The sequence below is a fragment of the Pseudomonas sp. YuFO8 genome, assembly GCF_035065025.1.
Lineage (GTDB): Bacteria > Pseudomonadota > Gammaproteobacteria > Pseudomonadales > Pseudomonadaceae > Aquipseudomonas > Aquipseudomonas putida_AE.
Window position 1 is genome coordinate 92,377 of sequence record NZ_JAXDEQ010000002.1, and the last position, 18,933, is coordinate 111,309.

Annotated in this window: 17 protein-coding genes and 1 pseudogene; 7 read left to right on the top strand and 11 right to left on the bottom strand. The window is 60.9% G+C overall.

The annotated features are described in order from the left end of the window. Positions 1–89 precede the first annotated feature (89 nt). Both SOP95_RS02205 and SOP95_RS02210 read left to right on the top strand, forming a co-directional pair. A complete protein-coding gene (locus SOP95_RS02205; RefSeq protein WP_166620189.1) occupies positions 90–1,826 on the top strand; it encodes an IlvD/Edd family dehydratase in 1,737 nt (578 codons plus the stop codon). Between the two features lie 202 nt (positions 1,827–2,028). Then, complete coding sequence (locus SOP95_RS02210) at positions 2,029–2,748, top strand: FadR/GntR family transcriptional regulator (protein WP_323605836.1); 720 nt, start codon at positions 2,029–2,031, stop codon at positions 2,746–2,748. 114 nt (positions 2,749–2,862) lie between these two features. Here the strand turns inward: SOP95_RS02210 and SOP95_RS02215 are convergent, their stop codons facing one another. Together SOP95_RS02215 and SOP95_RS02220 are read right to left on the bottom strand one after the other, a co-directional pair. Further along, entirely contained in the window at positions 2,863–5,247 is a 2,385-nt protein-coding gene (locus SOP95_RS02215; protein WP_323605838.1) for an efflux RND transporter permease subunit, read from the bottom strand. Between the two features lie 28 nt (positions 5,248–5,275). Further along, a complete protein-coding gene (locus SOP95_RS02220) occupies positions 5,276–6,328 on the bottom strand; it encodes a YCF48-related protein (RefSeq protein ID WP_323605840.1) in 1,053 nt (350 codons plus the stop codon). 289 nt (positions 6,329–6,617) lie between these two features. Here SOP95_RS02220 and SOP95_RS02225 point away from each other — a divergent pair. Further along, positions 6,618–6,737, top strand: a pseudogene (locus SOP95_RS02225) (outer membrane lipoprotein carrier protein LolA); the annotation flags it as partial. A 142-nt stretch (positions 6,738–6,879) separates the two neighbouring features. On the opposite strand, the gene pepN reads toward SOP95_RS02225, so the two are convergent. The 6 genes from pepN to SOP95_RS02255 are packed head-to-tail and all read right to left on the bottom strand — an operon-like array spanning position 6,880 to position 13,397. Beyond that, positions 6,880–9,537, bottom strand: a complete 2,658-nt coding sequence (pepN, locus tag SOP95_RS02230) for an aminopeptidase N (RefSeq protein WP_274076996.1) — start codon at positions 9,535–9,537, stop codon at positions 6,880–6,882. Positions 9,538–9,547: 10 nt separating this feature from the next. Then, positions 9,548–10,378 (bottom strand): DUF2797 domain-containing protein, encoded by an 831-nt coding sequence (locus tag SOP95_RS02235; RefSeq protein WP_274076997.1) that lies wholly within the window; start codon positions 10,376–10,378, stop codon positions 9,548–9,550. Beyond that, positions 10,375–10,635 carry a YeaC family protein gene (locus SOP95_RS02240; protein WP_274076998.1) on the bottom strand — a complete coding sequence of 87 codons (261 nt, stop codon included), beginning with the start codon at positions 10,633–10,635 and terminating at the stop codon, positions 10,375–10,377. Before SOP95_RS02240 ends, SOP95_RS02235 begins: the two co-directional genes overlap by 4 nt. 34 nt (positions 10,636–10,669) lie before the next feature. Continuing rightward, on the bottom strand, positions 10,670–11,539 hold the full coding sequence (locus SOP95_RS02245; RefSeq protein ID WP_323605841.1) for a rhomboid family intramembrane serine protease: 870 nt from the start codon (positions 11,537–11,539) through the stop codon (positions 10,670–10,672). Beyond that, positions 11,536–12,507: a metallophosphoesterase gene (locus SOP95_RS02250; RefSeq protein WP_274077000.1), complete on the bottom strand. Its 972-nt coding sequence runs from the start codon at positions 12,505–12,507 to the stop codon at positions 11,536–11,538. The genes SOP95_RS02245 and SOP95_RS02250 overlap by 4 nt, the downstream gene beginning before the upstream one ends. Further along, the gene (locus SOP95_RS02255) at positions 12,507–13,397 is read right to left on the bottom strand and encodes an NAD(+) kinase (RefSeq protein WP_274077001.1); all 891 of its coding nucleotides are present in this window, start codon (positions 13,395–13,397) and stop codon (positions 12,507–12,509) included. The genes SOP95_RS02250 and SOP95_RS02255 overlap by 1 nt, the downstream gene beginning before the upstream one ends. Positions 13,398–13,508: 111 nt before the next feature. Between SOP95_RS02255 and SOP95_RS02260 the strand changes: the two genes are divergently transcribed. After that, positions 13,509–14,459 carry a DUF1853 family protein gene (locus SOP95_RS02260; protein ID WP_323605843.1) on the top strand — a complete coding sequence of 317 codons (951 nt, stop codon included), beginning with the start codon at positions 13,509–13,511 and terminating at the stop codon, positions 14,457–14,459. 103 nt (positions 14,460–14,562) lie between these two features. On the opposite strand, the gene SOP95_RS02265 is transcribed toward SOP95_RS02260, so the two are convergent. After that, positions 14,563–15,666, bottom strand: a complete 1,104-nt coding sequence (locus SOP95_RS02265; RefSeq protein WP_323605844.1) for a DUF2855 family protein — start codon at positions 15,664–15,666, stop codon at positions 14,563–14,565. Between the two features lie 55 nt (positions 15,667–15,721). On the opposite strand from SOP95_RS02265, the gene SOP95_RS02270 reads away from it, so the two are divergent. Beyond that, positions 15,722–16,381 carry a TetR/AcrR family transcriptional regulator gene (locus tag SOP95_RS02270; protein WP_323605846.1) on the top strand — a complete coding sequence of 220 codons (660 nt, stop codon included), beginning with the start codon at positions 15,722–15,724 and terminating at the stop codon, positions 16,379–16,381. 9 nt (positions 16,382–16,390) lie between these two features. On the opposite strand, the gene SOP95_RS02275 is transcribed toward SOP95_RS02270, so the two are convergent. After that, the gene (locus SOP95_RS02275) at positions 16,391–16,951 is read right to left on the bottom strand and encodes an NADPH-dependent FMN reductase (protein ID WP_274077005.1); all 561 of its coding nucleotides are present in this window, start codon (positions 16,949–16,951) and stop codon (positions 16,391–16,393) included. Between the two features lie 183 nt (positions 16,952–17,134). Between SOP95_RS02275 and SOP95_RS02280 the strand changes: the two genes are divergently transcribed. Both SOP95_RS02280 and SOP95_RS02285 read left to right on the top strand, forming a co-directional pair. Then, on the top strand, positions 17,135–17,368 hold the full coding sequence (locus tag SOP95_RS02280) for a hypothetical protein (RefSeq protein ID WP_274077006.1): 234 nt from the start codon (positions 17,135–17,137) through the stop codon (positions 17,366–17,368). A gap of 87 nt (positions 17,369–17,455) precedes the next feature. After that, complete coding sequence (locus tag SOP95_RS02285; protein ID WP_323605849.1) at positions 17,456–18,349, top strand: LysR family transcriptional regulator; 894 nt, start codon at positions 17,456–17,458, stop codon at positions 18,347–18,349. On the opposite strand, the gene SOP95_RS02290 is transcribed toward SOP95_RS02285, so the two are convergent. Beyond that, on the bottom strand, positions 18,315–18,929 hold the full coding sequence (locus SOP95_RS02290; RefSeq protein WP_274077008.1) for a GNAT family N-acetyltransferase: 615 nt from the start codon (positions 18,927–18,929) through the stop codon (positions 18,315–18,317). The two genes, SOP95_RS02285 and SOP95_RS02290, sit on opposite strands and share 35 nt — an antisense overlap. Between the last annotated feature and the right edge of the window lie 4 nt (positions 18,930–18,933).

Below are 18,933 nucleotides of genomic sequence, written 5' to 3' on the forward strand. Positions count from 1 at the left end.
TTTACCCAACAACACTTCCAAATAGACGAATTTGCGCATATGTTACGCTTCAGCTCGAACAATATAGTCATACAATAAGAGAATCGATCATGTCTGATAAGAAACCCACCCTGCGCTCCGCCCAATGGTTTGGCACCGCCGACAAGAACGGCTTCATGTACCGCAGCTGGATGAAGAATCAGGGCATCGCCGACCACCAGTTCCATGGCAAGCCGATCATCGGCATCTGCAACACCTGGTCGGAACTGACCCCGTGCAACGCGCATTTCCGCCAGATCGCGGAACACGTCAAACGCGGAGTGATCGAGGCCGGGGGCTTCCCGGTGGAGTTCCCGGTGTTCTCCAACGGTGAATCCAACCTGCGCCCGACCGCCATGCTCACCCGCAACCTGGCGAGCATGGACGTCGAAGAAGCGATTCGCGGCAACCCCATCGACGGCGTGGTGCTGCTGACCGGTTGTGACAAGACCACCCCGGCCTTGCTGATGGGCGCGGCCAGCTGCGACGTGCCGGCGATCGTCGTCACCGGCGGGCCGATGCTCAACGGCAAGCACAAAGGCAAGGACATCGGCTCCGGCACCGTGGTCTGGCAGCTCAGCGAGCAGGTCAAGGCCGGCACCATCACCATCGATGACTTCCTTGCGGCCGAGGGCGGCATGTCCCGCTCGGCCGGTACCTGCAACACCATGGGCACCGCCTCGACCATGGCCTGCATGGCCGAAGCATTGGGCACTTCCCTGCCCCACAACGCGGCGATTCCCGCTGTCGATGCGCGACGTTATGTGTTGGCGCACATGTCCGGCATGCGTGCCGTGGAAATGGTCCGGGAGGATTTGAAGCTGTCGAAGATCCTGACCAAGGAAGCTTTCGAAAACGCCATCCGGGTCAACGCCGCCATTGGCGGTTCGACCAACGCCGTGATTCACCTCAAGGCCATCGCCGGGCGCATCGGCGTGGAGCTGGACCTGGACGACTGGACCCGCATCGGTCGCGGCATGCCGACCATCGTCGACCTGCAACCGTCCGGACGTTTCCTGATGGAAGAGTTCTACTACGCCGGTGGCTTGCCAGCGGTACTACGCCGTCTCGGCGAAGCCAACCTGATCCCGAACCCGAACGCCTTGACCGTCAACGGCAAATCCATCGGCGAGAACACCAGGGACGCGCCGATCTATGGCGAGGACGAAGTGATCCGTACCCTCGACAACCCGATCCGCGCCGACGGCGGGATCTGTGTACTGCGCGGCAACCTGGCACCACTGGGCGCGGTGCTCAAGCCCTCCGCCGCCAGTGCCGAGCTGATGCAACACCGCGGGCGTGCGGTGGTGTTCGAGAACTTCGACATGTACAAGGCGCGCATTAACGATCCGGAACTGGACGTGGATGCCAATTCGATCCTGGTCATGAAAAACTGCGGGCCCAAGGGTTATCCGGGCATGGCCGAAGTCGGCAACATGGGCCTGCCGGCCAAGCTGCTGGCCCAGGGCGTGACCGACATGGTGCGCATTTCCGATGCACGCATGAGCGGTACCGCGTATGGCACGGTGGTCCTGCACGTGGCACCGGAAGCCGCAGCCGGTGGGCCTTTGGCGGCGGTGAAGGAAGGTGACTGGATCGAGCTGGACTGCGCCAGCGGCCGGTTGCACCTGGATATTCCGGATGCTGAACTGGCGGCGCGCATGGCTGACTTGCAACCACCGCAGCAATTGCTGGTGGGCGGTTACCGTCAGCTGTACATCGACCATGTGTTGCAGGCGGATCAGGGTTGCGACTTTGACTTCCTGGTCGGTTGCCGTGGGGCCGAAGTACCCCGCCATTCTCACTGACACCACCGCCCCCTGTAGGAGCTGGCTTGCCAGCGAAGGCGGCCTGACAGTCAACCCTAATGTTTGCTGTCAGGGCCTCTTCGCTGGCAAGCCAGCTCCTACAGTCGTTCTGCGCCAGTCAAAACCCGGTGCTAGCGACCGTCACTCCCCACGCCTGCTATCATGCCCGCCATCTCCATCGCCCAGGACCGCGCCGTTCCCCATGGATTACCGCAAACCCTCCGACCGCAAAAGCATGCACTCGCGCATCGTCCAGGAACTGGGCATGCAGATCGTCTCCGGACGTTTCCTGCCGGACGACAAACTGCCTGCCGAGGCCCTGCTCTGTGAGGAATATGCCGTCAGCCGGCCAGTGTTGCGCGAAGCCACCCGGGTCCTGGTCGCCAAAGGCCTGGTGTACTCCCGTCCGCGGGTCGGCACCGTGGTCAAGCCGCGCAAGGAATGGCACATGCTCGACCCGGACGTCCTGCATTGGCTGATGCAAAGCAGCCCGCAGAACCAGTTCTTCGACCTGCTGACCAGTGTGCGCAGCATCATCGAACCGGCCGCCGCCGCCCTCGCCGCGCAGTTCGCCACCGACGCGGATATCGCCTCCATCGGTGAAGCCTACCAACGCATGGAGGCCGCGCCGACGCCCGAAGCCCTGCTGCAACCGGACCTGGATTTTCATAGCCGCATCGCTGATGCGACCCATAACGACTTGCTGGCCAACCTGTGCAACATGCTGTCGGTGGCGATTGCCGAAGCATTGAAGCATTCCAACCAGCGGCCGAACCTGCATGAACTGGCGCTGCCACGGCACAAGGCGATACTCACGGCGATCGAGAACCGCGATGCGTTGGGCGCGCGGCATGCGACGCTGGTGCAGCTCGATGATGCGCGCAGTGCGTTGAATGTGGTGCTAGGCAGCGATCCCTCATAAAACGCGATCCCCTGTAGGAGCTGGCTTGCCAGCTCCTACAGGGGTCTGGTGTGAATTTTAGATGTAAAAAAGCCGCAACCCTGAGGCTACGGCTTTTGTGTTTCTGGCCCTGGATCAGTGAGCAAACAGCGAATTGCCTTTCTGCCCCGCCAGCTTCTCCGGCTTGATCAGGAACCGCGCCAGTGCCGGCAGCAGCCACAATGCACCGAACATGTTCCACAGCAGCATGAAGGTCAGCATCAGGCCCATGTCAGCCTGGAACTTGATGGCCGAGAAGATCCAGGTGCACACGCCGATCGCCAGGCACAAACCGGTGAACAGCACGGCCTTGCCGGTGGATTTCAGCGTCTGGTAGTACGCCTCCTGCAACGGCAGGCCCGCACGCAGGAAGCTTTCCAGGCGGCTGTAGATGTAGATGCCGTAGTCCACGCCAATCCCCACACCCAGCGCTACCACCGGCAGGGTCGCGACTTTCACGCCGATGCCCATGAAGGCCATCAGGGCGTTGCCCAGCACCGAAGTCAGCACCAGTGGCAACACGATGCACAGGGTCGCCGCCCAGGAACGGAAGGTGATCATGCACATGACCGCGACGCAGATATACACCAGGATCAGGATGGTCAGCTCGGACTTCTTGATCACTTCGTTGGTGGCTGCCTCGATCCCCGCGTTACCGGCCGCCAGGATGAACTCCAGGTTTTCGGTGTTGTGCTCCTTGGCGAACTCCTGCACCGCATGCACCGCGCGATCCAGGGTTTCGGCCTTGTGATCGTTGAGGAACACCAGCACCGGCGCCAATGAACAGCTGTTGTTGTACAGGCCATCGGCACGGGCGATGGAGTTGTTCAACACGTCCGGGTTACGCGACAGGGTTTCCCATTTCAGGTTGCCCTCGTTCATGCCCTTGATCATCTGCTTGGACACGGTCACCAGGGAAATCGCCGACTGCACGCCCTCGGTGTTCTGCATCTTCCACATCAGCTCGTCGATCGGCGCCATGGCTTCGTAGCGCGAGCAGCCTTCGGACTTGGTCTTGACCATCACCACCAACACGTCGGAACTGGTGGAGTAGTTGCTGATGATGAAGTTGTTGTCCTTGTTGTAGCGCGAGTCCGGGCGCAGCTCCGGCGCACCCTGGTCGAGGTCACCGATTTTCAGGTTCTGGCTGTACCACAGGCCGCCACCGAAGGCGACCAGCGCCAGGAGAATGGACACCGGTGCAACTTTGGCGCTGGCAAAGTTCGACAGCAGGCGCCAGAACGGATGCTCACGCACCGCGTCTTTCTTGCTGCGTTCGACCGCGCGCTTACTGATGCCGACGTAGGAAATCGCCACCGGCAACAGGATCAGGTTGGTGAACACGATCACTGCCACACCGATGGAAGCGCCGATGGCCAGCTCGCGAATCACACCGATGTCGATGATCAGCAGCGTGATGAAGCCCACGGCATCGGCGAGGATCGCGATCATCCCCGGCAGGAACAGTTGGCGGAACGTACGTCGCGCGGCAGTCAGGGCGTTTTCCGCCTCGCTCGATTGCAGGGCGATACCGTTGATCTTCTGCACACCATGGGAAATACCGATGGCGAAGATCAGGAACGGCACCAGCATCGAGTACGGGTCGAGCCCGAAGCCGAAGAAGTGCATCAACCCCAGCTGCCAGATCACCGCCACCAGCGTCGTGCTCAACACGGCGACGGTACTGCGCAGGCAGTTGGTGAACCACAGCAGGAGGATCAGGGTGATGACGAAGGCGATGCCGAAGAACATCACCACCATCACCAGGCCGTCGATCAGGTCGCCGACTTTCTTGGCGAAACCGACGATGTGGATCTTCACGTTCGGGTTCTGGGCTTCGAACTTGTCGCGGATCTTGTCTTCAAGCTCATGGGAAAACTGGCGGTAGTCCAGCGCCAGCAGCTTGCCCTGGTCCTGCGGGTCCGGGTAGGACTCCAGCAGCGGGATGTCGACGATGCTCGATTTGAAGTCGTTGGCCACCAACCGCCCGACCTGCCCGGACTTGAGCACGTTGTTGCGCAACAGGTCGAGGCTTTGCTGGGAGCCGTTGTAGCTCTGCGGGATCACTTCACCGCCAGCGAAACCCTCCTCCGTCACTTCCGTCCAGCGAATGCTCGGACTCCACAGCGACTTGAGGCCGGAGCGATCGACGCCGGAGATGTAGAACACCTCGTCGTTGATCTGGCGCAGAGTCTCCATGTACTCCTTGGAGAAGATGTCGCCGTCAGTGGCTTCCACGGAAATGCGTACGGTGTTGCCCAGGTTTGCCAGATCGTTGCGGTGCTCCATCATCTTTTGAATGAATGGATGCTCGAGCGGGATCATTTTTTCAAAGCTGGTGGACGGCCGGATCAGCGTCGCCTGCCAGAACAGGAAAATACTCACCAGCAGGCAGATCGTGATGACTGCCGGGCGGTTGTTGAAGATCAGGCGCTCAAGAAACGTCGCCTTGTCCTGATGAGGTGTGCTTAAGGAAGTCATAGCTGCGCCTTCTTATTATTAACCCGGCTCATTTGCCCAGCTCTGCGCCGTTTGGCGAAGTGGCGCGAACGCCGCCCTGTCCAGCCAGAATCAGATTGCCATTGCCTGCGGCGACCACCGACGACAGCGAGATACGATCGCGACGGTTGAACACGCTGAAGGTTTCACCGTTGTCGCTGCTGCTGATCACCGATCCGCCGTTGCCAACGATCACGATCGAACCATCGTCAAGCAAGGTCGCGCCGGACAGACCGAACTCCAGGTCACCGCGCTCAGCCTTGAGCTCGACTTTTTCCCAGTTGCTGCCGAAATCGGTGGAGCGGTACAGATTGCCGCGCAGGCCATAGGCCAACAGCGTGTTGGGTTGCGCGGTGCCAATCACACCGAACAGCGAACCTTCATACGGGCCTTCGAGCTTTTCCCAGGTCTGGCCCCAATCGGCCGAGCGGAACATGCTGCCCTGCTCGCCGACGATGAACAGCCCGGCATCCTTGACTGCGGTGATGGCGTTGAGGTGGAACTGGTCTTCGTTGTCCAGGCGATCGCTGACGTCTTCCCAGTTTTTCCCGCCGTCGGTGGTGGCCATCAGCGCCCCGTAGGCACCCACGGCAAAGCCGTTGCTGGCGTCCTGGAACCAGACGTCGAGCAGCGGCGATTCGCGTTTGAGATCTTCGAATTGCTTGGTCCAGGTACTACCGCCGTCCTCGCTGGCGAGGATCTGCGCGTCATGACCGACGGCCCAGCCGTGCTTGTCATCGACGAAGAACACCGAGGTCAGCAGCTGCCGGGTTGGCACCTTGGCCTGGGTCCAGGTCGCGCCCTGGTCATCGGAATAGAGAATGTGCCCGCGATCCCCGACCGCCACCAGGCGCTTGCCGGCGTGCACGACATCGAGCACCAGGCTTTTGCTGGCCTTGGCCGATTCAACGGAATAAACAACGTCGGATGCCGGCGCATCAGCGGCCAGCACCGGTGCCGACCACACGGCACAGCCCAACAGCGAGAGCGCTGTAGCCAGCAACGCGAACTTGCGCAATGCCGGCGGGCGGCAGATACCCACACCCATGACAGGCTCACTCATAGACCTTCCCCCATTATTATTGTTAGGTCGTTCAACCTTTCAGGGCGCCGTAAGGGGTGTTCGCGGGATGACCTGTTTCAAAGCATAGTCTTGAAACCCGCAATCCAGAGCCCCTTCGGAAGCTGGCTTATCCTATCGGTGTTCTTGAAGGGCTGACAATCGACGGCACGTTATGTTTTGTTAACCGGAGGGGGATGGGGGATTTCTGAATGATTGGGTATCAGGTGGGGTGATTGCGCTTTTTTTGGGGGGGTGGTGTACATATCCATTATTCAGGTAACGGCCACTTATGGTTTCGCTCTTACCTGTAGGAGCGAGCTTGCTCGCGATGGAGGTCAACGATGACGCGGGAAGCCTGACACCCCACGGCGCTCTCGGGTTTTTCGCGAGCAGGCTCGCTCCCTCAGTTTGATCGCAGTACATCTGTGGGAGATGGATCGCCTATAAGGCAGCCATCGCTGGCAAGCCAGCTCCTACAGGTTGATCGGCGTACATCTGCGGGAGATATGCCCCCGCAGGGTCCGAGGAACACTGCGGGAGCAAGACCAACCTCAAGCCAGGCTTTTGCTGACCACCTCAAACACATCACTGGACAGTTGCCCCGAAGCCCGAATCCGCTCCAGCTCACCTTTCATCAAGGCCTGACGAGCATCATCGTACTTGCGCCAGCGCGTCAAAGGCGCCAACTGCCGGGACGCAATCTGCGGATTGAAGCCGTTCAACTCAATGACCAGATCCGCCAGGAAGCGATACCCGGAACCATCCGCCGCATGGAAGTTGATCAGGTTCTGCCCGGCGAACGCGCCGATCAGTGCGCGCACCTTGTTCGGGTTCTTGATGTTGAACGCCGGGTGCTGCATCAATGCCTTGACCCGATCCAGGCCACCGGGCAGCACACTGCCGGCCTGGACGCTGAACCACTGGTCCATGACCAACGGGTTGTCCTTGAAGTGCTCGGCGAAGCTGGCCAGGGCCTTGGCCTTCTGTTCTTCGAATGGCGAGTTGACCAGTACGGCAAGCGCAGTCAGGCGTTCGGTCATGTTGTCGCAGGCCTCGAACTGTTCCAGCGTCGCCGCCAGCACTTCAGGCTTGCCGCTGAGCATCAGGTACGACAGCGCAATGTTCTGCAATGCGCGACGGGCGAAATGCTCGGCTTCGGCCACGTAGGGGGTCTGCTTGGACAGGTCGCGGTTGGCCTGGTAACGCAGCCACAGGCCTTCGAACAACGCATCGGCCAGTTGCTTGCGGGCAAACTCGCGGGCGGTATGAATCGCCTCGACATCGGCAACTTCACTGATTTCGGTCAGGTAGGCTTCGCTTGGCAGCGAGAGCATTTCGGCGACCATCGCCTGGTCCAGCGACTCATCCGACAGCACGGTACGCAAGGCCGAAACCAGACGCTGATCGAGCACCAGCGCCTCGCCCTTCTGCTGCTGGGCGATCAGTTCCTGCAGCACCTGCACCGACAGTTGCTGACCCGCATCCCAACGATTGAAGCCGTCGCTGTCGTGCTGCATCAGGAACATCAGTTGGTCACGGTTGTACGGGAAGCTCAGTTTCACCGGCGCCGAGAAACCACGCAGCAGCGACGGCAGCGGCTGTTCGGCGATGTCGACGAAGGTGAACGTCTGCTCGGCTTCGGTCACCGAGATCACTCGGGAAGTGCCTTGCGCCGCCGCTTCACCGGCAAGACGCAGGGCCATTTCACCGCCCTGGCTATCGAGCAGACCGAGTTCGACCGGAATCACGAACGGCAGTTTTTCCATCTTGTCCGGCGTTGCCGGGCAGCTCTGGCGGAAGGTCAGGCTGTAGGTTTTCGCCGCGGCGTCGTAGGACTCGCTCACCACCAGGCGCGGGGTACCGGCCTGGCTGTACCAGCGCTTGAACTGGGACAGGTCGACGCCGTTGGCATCTTCCATGGCCTTGATGAAGTCATCGCAGGTCACGGCCTGGCCGTCATGGCGCTCGAAGTACAGGTCGCTGCCTTTACGGAAGCCTTCGGCGCCCAGCAGGGTGTGGATCATGCCGACCACTTCCGAACCCTTTTCGTACACGGTCAGGGTGTAGAAGTTGGAGATTTCGATGAAGCTGTCTGGACGCACCGCGTGGGCCATGGGACCGGCATCTTCGGCGAACTGGTGAGTACGCAGGTACGCCACGTCCTGGATACGCTTGACCGTGGCCGAGTTCATGTCGGCGGAGAAGCCGGAATCGCGGAACACGGTGAAACCTTCCTTGAGCGACAACTGGAACCAGTCGCGGCAGGTCACGCGGTTGCCCGACCAGTTGTGGAAGTATTCGTGGGCTACGATCGCCTCGACCCGCTGGTGCGCGGCGTCGGTGGCGGTTTCGGCCTTGGCCAGCACGGCGCTGGAGTTGAAGATGTTGAGCCCCTTGTTCTCCATGGCGCCCATGTTGAAGTCGTTCACGGCGACGATCATGAAAATGTCCAGGTCGTACTCGCGACCGTAGACCTCTTCGTCCCAGCGCATGGACTTCTTCAGGCTGTTCATGGCGTGCTGGCACTTGTCGATGTTTTCCGGCTCGACATAAATGCGCAGCGCCACGGAGCGCTGGCTCATGGTGGTGAAGCTGTCTTCGACGCACCACAAATCACCGGCCACCAGCGCAAACAGGTAGGCCGGCTTCTTGAACGGGTCTTCCCAGGTCGCCCAGTGCCGGCCGTCTTCACCAGGCCCCGAGGCAATCGGGTTGCCGTTGGACAGCAGCACCGGATAGCTGTGCTGCTCGGCGACCACCGTGGTGGTGAACGTGCTCATCACGTCCGGGCGGTCGAGGTAATAGGTGATCTTGCGGAAGCCCTCGGCCTCGCACTGGGTGCAGAACATCGTGCCGGACTTGTACAGGCCTTCCAGCGCAGTATTGGTTTCCGGGTGGATGCGCACGCTGGTGTCGACCGTGAACGTGGTGCTGGTCGGCTGCAGGGTCAGGTGATTTTCGGTCAGCTGGTACTGGGCTGCAGAAAGCTCCTGGTCGGCCAAGGTGACCGACAGCAATTCCAGCTGCTGGCCATCCAGCACCAGCGGCGGCAACCCCGGGCCTCGCTCGGGGTTGCGGCGCATCACCAGTTGCGCATGGACCAGGCTGTGGTCCTCGAACAACTCGAAGGTCAGGTGCGTTTCGTCGATCAGGTACTCGGGCGCCTGATAGTCCTTGAGGTAGATCATCTTCGGTTGTTCGGTGCGCATGCTGGAGTCCTTAACTATGCACGGCGAGCTGATAAGCCGTGTATTTACGAATGTTGATCACGCCGGTATCGAAGATCAGGTACTGACCCTTGATCCCCATCAGCGTGCCTTCGGCAATCGGGTTCTTGTCCAGGTTGAAGCTGACGATCTTCGCCGGATACTGCTCGACCGGAAAGCGGATTTCCAGCGGTTCGACGTCGGCAATCGTCTGGATCGCCTGCAGGCCGAATCGTTCCTGCAGTCCTTGCAGACCCTCGGCGCAGCTGTCGAACAACTGGTCACGGATCTGCGGCAGGTCCACCGACACCGCATCGCCCTTGAGCAAGGCGCGCCAGTTGGTCTTGTCGGCGACCTGGCTGCGGAACAGGTCTTCGACGAAGCCTGATTGCTGGCGGGTCGCGACGCGCATGATCGGCAAGGCCTGACTGGCGCCCTGGTCGATCCAGCGGGTCGGCAACTGGGTGGCGCGGGTGATCCCGACCTTGACCCCGGAGGAATTCGACAGGTACACGATGTGATCGGTCATGCAGAACGTCTGGCCCCACTCCGGCTCCCGGCAGGTGCCGGCGTCGAAATGGCAGCGTTCCGGGCTCATGATGCACACGTCGCACTGGGCCAGCTTGGTCATGCACGGGTAGCAGTAACCCTGGCTGAAACTGGTCTTGGTCTTGCGTCCGCAATGGGTGCAGTGAATCGCCCCCAGGTATTCCAGGCGCACCGTGGTGCCGATCAACGGATTGACCGGAACCTCGACGTCGCCCAGGCGAAACGCATATTGCACGTTCGGCCCGTCCAGGCGCGCCGACATTTTACTGATTGCACCGCGGCCAATCTCGATCAATGGATGGCATCCGACTTGAACAGGATATTGGGCACTTGAATCGACTTGGAGCTGCATTCCTGCGGGCCCATGTAGCCAGTACGCTCTTCTTCAGGCAGGTTCTTGACTTCCCAGGCGATCATCGCCTGCAACGACAGTTCGCGTTGTTCGGCGGTGAGCTTGCCACCGTCGGACCATTTACCGATTTCCACCGCCAGTTTCAGGCTCTGGTAGATGTCCGGGGTGATGTTCTTGATCATTTCGTTGAAAGAGGACATTGGGTCTCCGCGCTCTTTGAATCACATAACAGTTTTAGGCGGCCAGTTTACGGCGGTTGTACAAACCACCCAACAAGCCGGTCAAGCATCCGACGAGCAACCCGCCGACGTGGGCCGCGTTGGCAATTTCGCCGAAGCCGATCATCGAGACCAGCCCGGACAGGCACAGCAGCAACCATATCAGCATCATCGCCAACACCCCGCGGGGCAGGCGATAGGCGCTGTTCGGCGACAGGACCTGAAAGATCCAGCAGTGCCCGAGCAGGCCGTACAGCACGCCGGACAAGCCGCCAAACAGGGTCGGGCCGCTGAAAACATACTGGGCATAGTTGGACACGAGGCTGAACAGCAAGGTCAGACCGATCAGGTTGATACTGCCCTGGCGCGACTCGATGCGCCGCCCCAGCTCCCAATACCACATGCCGTTCATGGCCAGGTGCAGGATGCCGAAGTGGATCAGCATCGGTGTCACCAGGCGCCACCACTGCCCCGCCGCCAGGCTGTCGGCCAATGGCACGAAATGGATGTACTCGCCGACCACGCGAAAATCGAGAAAGGTCAACCAGCGCAATGTCGTCAGGTTATCGCCCAGCAGCGTCAGCGCGCCGACGATCAGGCTCAACAGCAGCACCGTTGCCGTGGCTTTGCCATGGCGCAGCTGGTCGGCGAAGTCCGCTCGACGCATCGTCTGTGCCACCGGAATGTCGAGTTTCTGCTCCGGATCGCCCTCGGGATATCGTTCGTACAGCACCCGCACGTCGTGGCTGATGTTTTCCGGCACCCACAGCACCTGCTCGCCCGCTTCCTCGCTGACCCTATGCGGCACCTGCATGCGTTGCAGCAACTTGACGAAACCGCTCAGGTCCACCGCCAGCGGCAGGCGCAAGACTGCGATCTTGCTCATTGCAGCACCTCCGGTCGCTCGACATCGACCCAGACAAACTTGTGCGGATCGAGCCGGGTTTCCTGGTCCAGGCGATAGGCCACCAGTTTTCCGTAGAGCACCGCACTGTAGTCCAGGCACGCCAGGTTCGGACGAATCGGTGCCGGTTTGCCGCTGCGCCAGTAATGGCCGACGAACAGCAACGGTTCGTCGATGCCGTAGCGCAACAGCGTGTTTTTCTCGGTGGACGACAGTGGCGTGCGGGCCACCGGGTCGGGCAAGGCGTCGGGTTGGAACACGATGTCTCCGTAGGTTTGCGGATCCTCTTCCCAGAATTTCGTGCGGAAGAACGCGCGGGTCAGGCCGTCGCCGCTGGTCATGGTCAGGCCATGGGGCAGGCGCATGTCGGTGCCGCGCAACAGGCGGTCAAACACGGTGCAGGCGAAACTGCCGGGCACGGCCGAGGACTGGAGGAAGTGCTCATCGACACAGCCATCGGGGAACAAGGCCCGCAGCGGCTCGATCAAGCCGGCGTCCCAACAGGCATGCACCACCCGGAAGCGTCCGGCATCGACGAACAGCGGCAGTTCATAGAACCACTGCTGGAAGTCATGCCAGTCCGCCGGATGGTGTTCGAACTGGGTCAGGGTCTCGTGCAGCAGGCGCGCATGGCGAGGGGTGTGTTCGCGCACGAACTGCTTGCCGCTGCCAGGCAGCGCCGGGGTGACCCAGCCCAGGGCATTGAATTCGTGGTTGCCCATGATGCACAGCGCCTGGCCGGCCTCGACCATGTCATGGACGATGTGCAGCGCCTCGCGAATCCGCGGACCGCGGTCGATGATGTCGCCGACGAACACCGCCATGCGCGAGGCATGGCGCCAGACGCCCGCTTGCTTGTGGTAACCGAGCCGGTCGAGCAAGTGCTCAAGGGTCAGAGCGCAACCGTGCACGTCACCGATCAGGTCGTAGCTACGCGCGGGATCGAGCATCAGTCGCCTCCACCACCCAACCGGCTGCCCCAGCCGAGCTTGGTCCGGCACACTTCATAGTAGTTGTGATCGAGCGGGTGGATCAGCCGCAACTTCTGCGCCTTTTTGCTCACGGTGATGGTGTCGCCGGGCGCACAGGTAAAGTGGTTCTGCCCGTCACACGAGACTTGCGGGTAAATCTGCATATCCTTGGACACGACGATTTTCAGCTCACTGTTGCCATCGACCACAATCGGCCGGCCTGACAAGGTATGGGGGTACATCGGCACAATCACAATAGCGTCGAGCTTGGGATGCATGATCGGGCCACCGGCCGAGAGCGCATAGGCCGTGGAACCGGTGGGCGTGGCGACGATCAGGCCGTCGGCTTTCTGGCTGCAGACGAACTGGCCGTCGATGTACAGTTCGAACTCGATCATGCGTGTCGATTTGCCGGGGTGCAGCACCACATCGTTCAGGGCATCGCCCTGGCCAATGGCTTCGGCGTGGCGGCGAACTTCGGCCTGCAGCAGAAAGCGGTTTTCCACCAGATAGTGGCCGTCAAGCACTTCGGCGACCTTGGTTTCCAGCTCATCGGGGCGGATGTCGGTGAGAAACCCCAGGCTGCCGCGGTTGATGCCAAGCACCGGGATATTGTGCTTGGCCAGGGCACGGGCCGCGCCCAGCAGGCTGCCATCACCGCCCACCACGATGACCATGTCGCAGACCTCACCGAGCATCTTGCGCGACGAGGTTTGCAAACCGTGGCCCGGCAGGACTTCGGCAATGGTGTCTTCGAGGATCACGTGCAGGTGACGATCGAGCAGAAAACGTTTCAGTCGGCGTACGGTATCCAGCACCTGGGAACTGCCCAGGCGACCGATGATGCCGATATTGCGAAATTGCTCCATGGGGCCCCTAAGCTCTGTGACGGCGAAAAGCACGATTATGGGCGAAAGCACGGGATAGACAAAATCCTTTCAGCTTCAAGGTGTGCCCGCGATTCGGGCTATGCTCGCAAGATGATCCTATTTCCAGATTTGCTGCAGTTACCCCACCAGTTGCGCCACCCCGAAGTGCGCGACCTGGCGTGGGTCATCCTCGCCCCGCCGATGCTCAGCGCCACGCCCTGGCCACAACGTCATCCGCTGGCCGGCAGCGACTGGGTGCAGGCCCCGCAACTACTGGAAAACTGGCTGCGAAAACTCGACCGGGACAGTTACGGCTTGCTGCACTGGCTGGCCCAGGCCCGTACCCGCCGCCTGGGCCTTTATTATGAGCGACTCTGGCAGTTCGCCGTGCAGCATGCGCCGGGGATCGAGTTGATTGCCGCCAACATGCCGATCCGTCGCGAGGGTCACACCCTGGGCGAGCTGGACATGCTGCTGCGCGATCGCGACGGCGTGCATCACCTGGAACTGGCGATCAAGTTGTACCTCGGCCCGCAGAACGGCGACGGACAAGACGCCGCGCAGTGGCTCGGTCCGGGTTGCCACGATCGGCTGGACCGCAAACTGGCGCACCTGAGCCAGCACCAACTGCCAATCTCCGCGCGCCCGGAGAGTCGCGAGGTGCTGGCGGCGCTGGATATCCGCCAGTTCAATGCGCATTTGTGGCTGGGCGGCTATTTGCTTTATCCCTGGCCGGGACAGGCATCATCGCCCAGTGGCGCGCATCCCCAGCACTTGCGCGGTCGCTGGCTGCATCAAAAGGACTGGCCGGCGTTTTTCGCCCAGAGCCCGCCCGGCCGCTGGCAACCCCTGCCCCGCCATGCCTGGCTGGCACCGGCGCACTACCCCGGGGAGCAGACGTGGGGCGCTGAACAGCTCAATGCCTGGCTGAGCGAACTGGAGCCTCTGGCGCCGGCGCAATTGCTGGTGCGTCTTACGGAAAATGCCCTGGGTGACTGGGAAGAAGCGGAGCGGTTGTTTCTGGTGGCCGATCTTTGGCCGAATGTGCCGGGGCAGGGTTGAGTTTTTTGCTGATTCAACTGGCCCCATCGCCAGCAGGCTGGCTCCCACATTTGAAATGCATTCCCCTGTGGGAGCCAGCCTGCTGGCGATGGGGTCAACCTGGTCACAACCTAATCACATGCCCCTCCACCGGCGCGACCTCTCCATGAAACAAACGGGAAATAAGCGCCTGCGCCGCTTCATACCCATGACCTTCCACCACCTCCAACAACGGCGGCTCACCACCCGTCACCTTCCGGAAAAACTGCAGCAATCCCTCACCAATATGCTGACTCACCCCTTCCGGCCCCCATTCGGCATTGCGCTTGCGGATCTGAATCGGCGCAAAAAAGAACACCGGTTGCGGCCCCTCGATGGCCGTAAGCCGAGCCTCATCGGTACTTTGCGCCGAGCCGGCAAAGCAGCTATAGACCAACCGTCCGGCAAAATGCCGGTGCACCCGGTCACGCAAATCAAGGTCGCCGGAAAAATCCACATACAGCGTAGGACGGTCATTGGGCAGGTTCGCCAGCTCGGCGTAAGACACCACTCGCTCGTAGCACCCAAGGGTCTCGACAAAGGATTTGTTGCCGGCAGAGGTCAGCGCTACCCGTTCCAGCCCGGGATGATCGCCCAGGCAGACTGCGGTGCCATAGGCAGTTTTGCTCGAAGCGCTGGAGAACACCAGCCGGGCTGCTCCGAAGAACTGCTTGTCCTGCAAGAAGTCCGCAAGCATGGAAGAGGTCAGGAACAGCGGCTTGAGCAGAATCTGCAGGTTTTCGGTTTTCGGGCTGTAGTACGCATCCCAACTGCAACGGGTGTATTGGTTGTACGCCGAGGTCAACCCGAGTCGATGTTCGGCACCGTCGTAGAAACCACGTTCGGTGACCCGCTCCGGGCGCATCCACAGATGGCTGGCCAGGGGAAAGTACCCGTAGAACCGCTCCCCGACCTTGATGCCAGCCACATCAGACGCCACGACATCGGCGAATCCCCAGGCAGGCACATGGCCCCATTCCGCCAACCCTGTAGGAAAGAACCCCCAGTAGTTCATCGAATGGCCATAGGCGGCGTAGGTAATGTTGTTGGTCGTCAGCGCGCAACGGTCAATCTTCAGGATCACCTCGCCGGCTGCCGGGACCAGGCTTCGTTGCACCTGCTCGATCCGGCTTTGGTCAAGGGCGTTTTTACGGGTGATCAGCCGTGTTACGGTAATTGGACTTTGCATCTTTCAGTCTCCTGCTGCGCAAACGTGGCGGGTAGCACCAGAGTAATGGCAGCCAATGAAGAGCGGGTTCGGAAACTCCAAGGGCGGCGAGCCCGCCGTCAATCCCCGGGCAAAACCGCTGAAACGGCCGAGTCAGGCCCGGGCGATTTTCACCGTCGAAGCGATTTACCAGGCTTTTGTTCGGATTTGGCAAAGAAATGGCTGGGCCGGTCTGACCACCCGGGAAGTGGCACTGGAAGCAGGCGTTGCGGTTGGCACGCTGTACGACTATTTCCCGAGCAAGGAGGCGCTGCTGTCCGGTTACATACGGCATCAACTGGATGCCCTGTTACAGCACATGGATGAATCGGTGGTACAAGCCAATGACCTGGACTGGCCGACCCGGATCAAACGCCTGATCTACATGACCTGCAATCCCGTCGACGACCGCCAGCCCCTGTTCAACCATGCCGTTTCGCTCATCGAACACCAGATCGCCGAGCCGAAACACCATCGAAGGGTGTTCGAAGAACTGTCACGCAAATGGGGCGAAGCGCTCGCCGCCTGTAGCGACTTGCCTGTTCAGCCCTCACAGACAACCATCGATGCGTGGGTCATCATGGCCTGGGGCGGACGGCGTTATTGCGTTACTGCACAACCTGCGGCGGCGCAAACCGCCGCATGGTTGTCGGAAATGGAAACGCTGATCTGTGGCCGACTGGCCAGCGCTACGTAATCCAAAGCATCAAAGCTTCTTGTGCTGTTCAACCCACTTGCCGTAGGCATCGATGAATTTCTGCAGGAACGGCCTGACGGATTCAGACAGGTTGCCCGCCTCGTCGAACGCGGAACCGGCGCCGCCCAGGTAGGCTTCAGGCTGCTGCATCAATGGCACATCGAGAAACACCATGGACTGGCGCAAGTTGTGATTGGCCCCGAATCCACCGACCGCACCCGGGGAAACACTGATCACCGCACCCGGCTTGCCACTCCAGGCACTCTTGCCATAAGGCCGCGAACCCACGTCGATGGCATTTTTCAACGGGGCCGGCACCGAACGGTTGTATTCCGGGGTGACGAACAGCACTGCGTCGGATGAACTGACTTGTTGTCGGAAAGTACTGTAGGCTGCCGGCGGTGAAGCACCATCGATGTCTTCGTTGTACAGTGGCAAATCACCGATTTCGACGATTTCCAGCTTGAGGTTGGCCGGCGCCAGATCCGCCAGCGCGAGGGCGACCTTGCGGTTGATCGATGCTTTGCGCAGGCTGCCGACCACTACGGCGACGTTATAGACATTGCTCATGGAAGACTCTCGATTGTCCGTGGGAGGAGCCTGTAGTTATAGATGATCAGGCGACGGTTCGACCAATGAACATGGGTATATCTGCGTCCTGATTATATTTTTTTTACGTAGGAAAACTTACCGTGCTCAGTGGCGGTCTATCCACCGCACATTGAGTGATTTATCTCCAGAGGTTCTAAGCAGATGGCAGCAGTACTCGTCGGTCAGTTCCATGCAAGAGACGCGGAAGGCCGCATTTATTCCGTACATGAGTTCCAGGAATCCACCCCGCCGGCAGACGGCTACGCAGGCTCGACGCCTGTCACCACGTACAAGCTGGCCATTGGCGATCGCGTGAACAAGCTCGATGAAAACGAATTCATGCTGGTGCAATCGGGCGTGACCATCACCCGCGAACCGGTAAACGTCGTTTCATAACCCGGTGTTATGAGCAGAAGGCAGATGCGCAGACTTGGGTTAGGATTCAGACACTGACTCCTCACCTGCTGAACATGGACTTCACGCATGCGCTTACGCCATATCGAAGTGATCCAGGCGCTCCTGCAGACCGGTCACCTGGGCACCGCCGCCGAATGGCTGCAGTTGCCGGTGGCCGAAGTCGAACGCATCCTGCGCGACGCCGAGGATCAGTTGGGTTTCATGCTGTTCGCCAGCGTTCGCGGGCGTTTGCAGGCCACGCGTGAGGCGCGGGAGTTGCAGGTCGAAATCACCCGCCTCTACGATGCCCTCGAACCGGTGCAACGCCTGGCCAACAGCCTGCGGCAATACCTGGCCCCGCCGCTGCGCATCATCTGCACCCCGCCCCTGGCCCAGCACTTGTTGCCGCAAAGCATCGCCGCCCTGCGCCGGCGCCTGCCCGACGCGCCCTGCACGCTCCTGAGCCAACCCACCCGCGATATCGTCCGAAGCCTGTTGCTGCGCGAAAGCGACCTCGGCCTGAGCCTGCACGATCCCGAGCATGCCGATATTCATTGCCAGCCGATCGCCCAAGGCAAGCTGCAGCTGCTCGCCCCCCACGGCTGGCTGCAACCCAAGCAGAAGTACATCTCGCTGCAGGACCTGGCCGGTCAGGCAATGGTGGGCCTGGAAGGACATGACCCGCTCAGCCCGGCGCTTGAACACAAACTGCATGCGCTGCGGCCGGCGCCGGTCATACAAACCCGGGTGCAGACTCACCAGATGATGCGCAGCATGGTCGAGGCCGGTGAAGGCTTGGCCATTGTCGACCCCTTTACCGCCCTCGGCGCCAAAGGGGCCGGGCTCGATGTCTGCCCGCTGGCACCGGCCGTGCCGGTCAGCCTCTACGCCTTGACCCTGAAGAACGGCGAGCCCGGGCCGGCCATTCAGGCGTTGCTGGCGATCATCACGGAACAAGCCGCGGCGATGTTGGCGAACTGATCGGGTGTTCCAGCGGGTTGTCGAAGAATCGGTACCAGAACAGCGCCACTTCGGCGGTATTGGGATCAATGCCGCGATAACGCAGATGGTCGATACCGCCGATCACGTAGCCGCAACGCTCGTAAAGCCGGCAGGCGCCCAGGTTATTGTTCTGGGTTTCGAGCATGATGCCCGGCAGTTTCTTCTTGCGACTCCAGAACTGCGCGACATCCAGCAACGCCTTGGCCACGCCGTGGCGCCTGGCCGGTGCGTGCACCGCCAGTTCGTCGATGTGGGCAAAGCCGTTCCAGTTGGTGCTGATCACCAGGTGGCCCACAGGCTCATCGTCCAGGTACGCCATGAAAATCGCACTGTCGGCGGCATCGCGAAAGCTGCTGAACTCCTCCGGATCGATGCCATAGCACTTGCGATACGGGATGATCGGCGTGACCCGCCACTGCTCCACCGGCTGGCCTATTTCAGGAGCACCGTAGGCGGCGACTTCAAAACTGAAATCACTGCCCCAGATGTAAGCGGCAAAGCCCTCGTCGGCGACTCGCACCGACAGCCCTGGGTAATTCGGATTCATGACCGGTTGCATACTG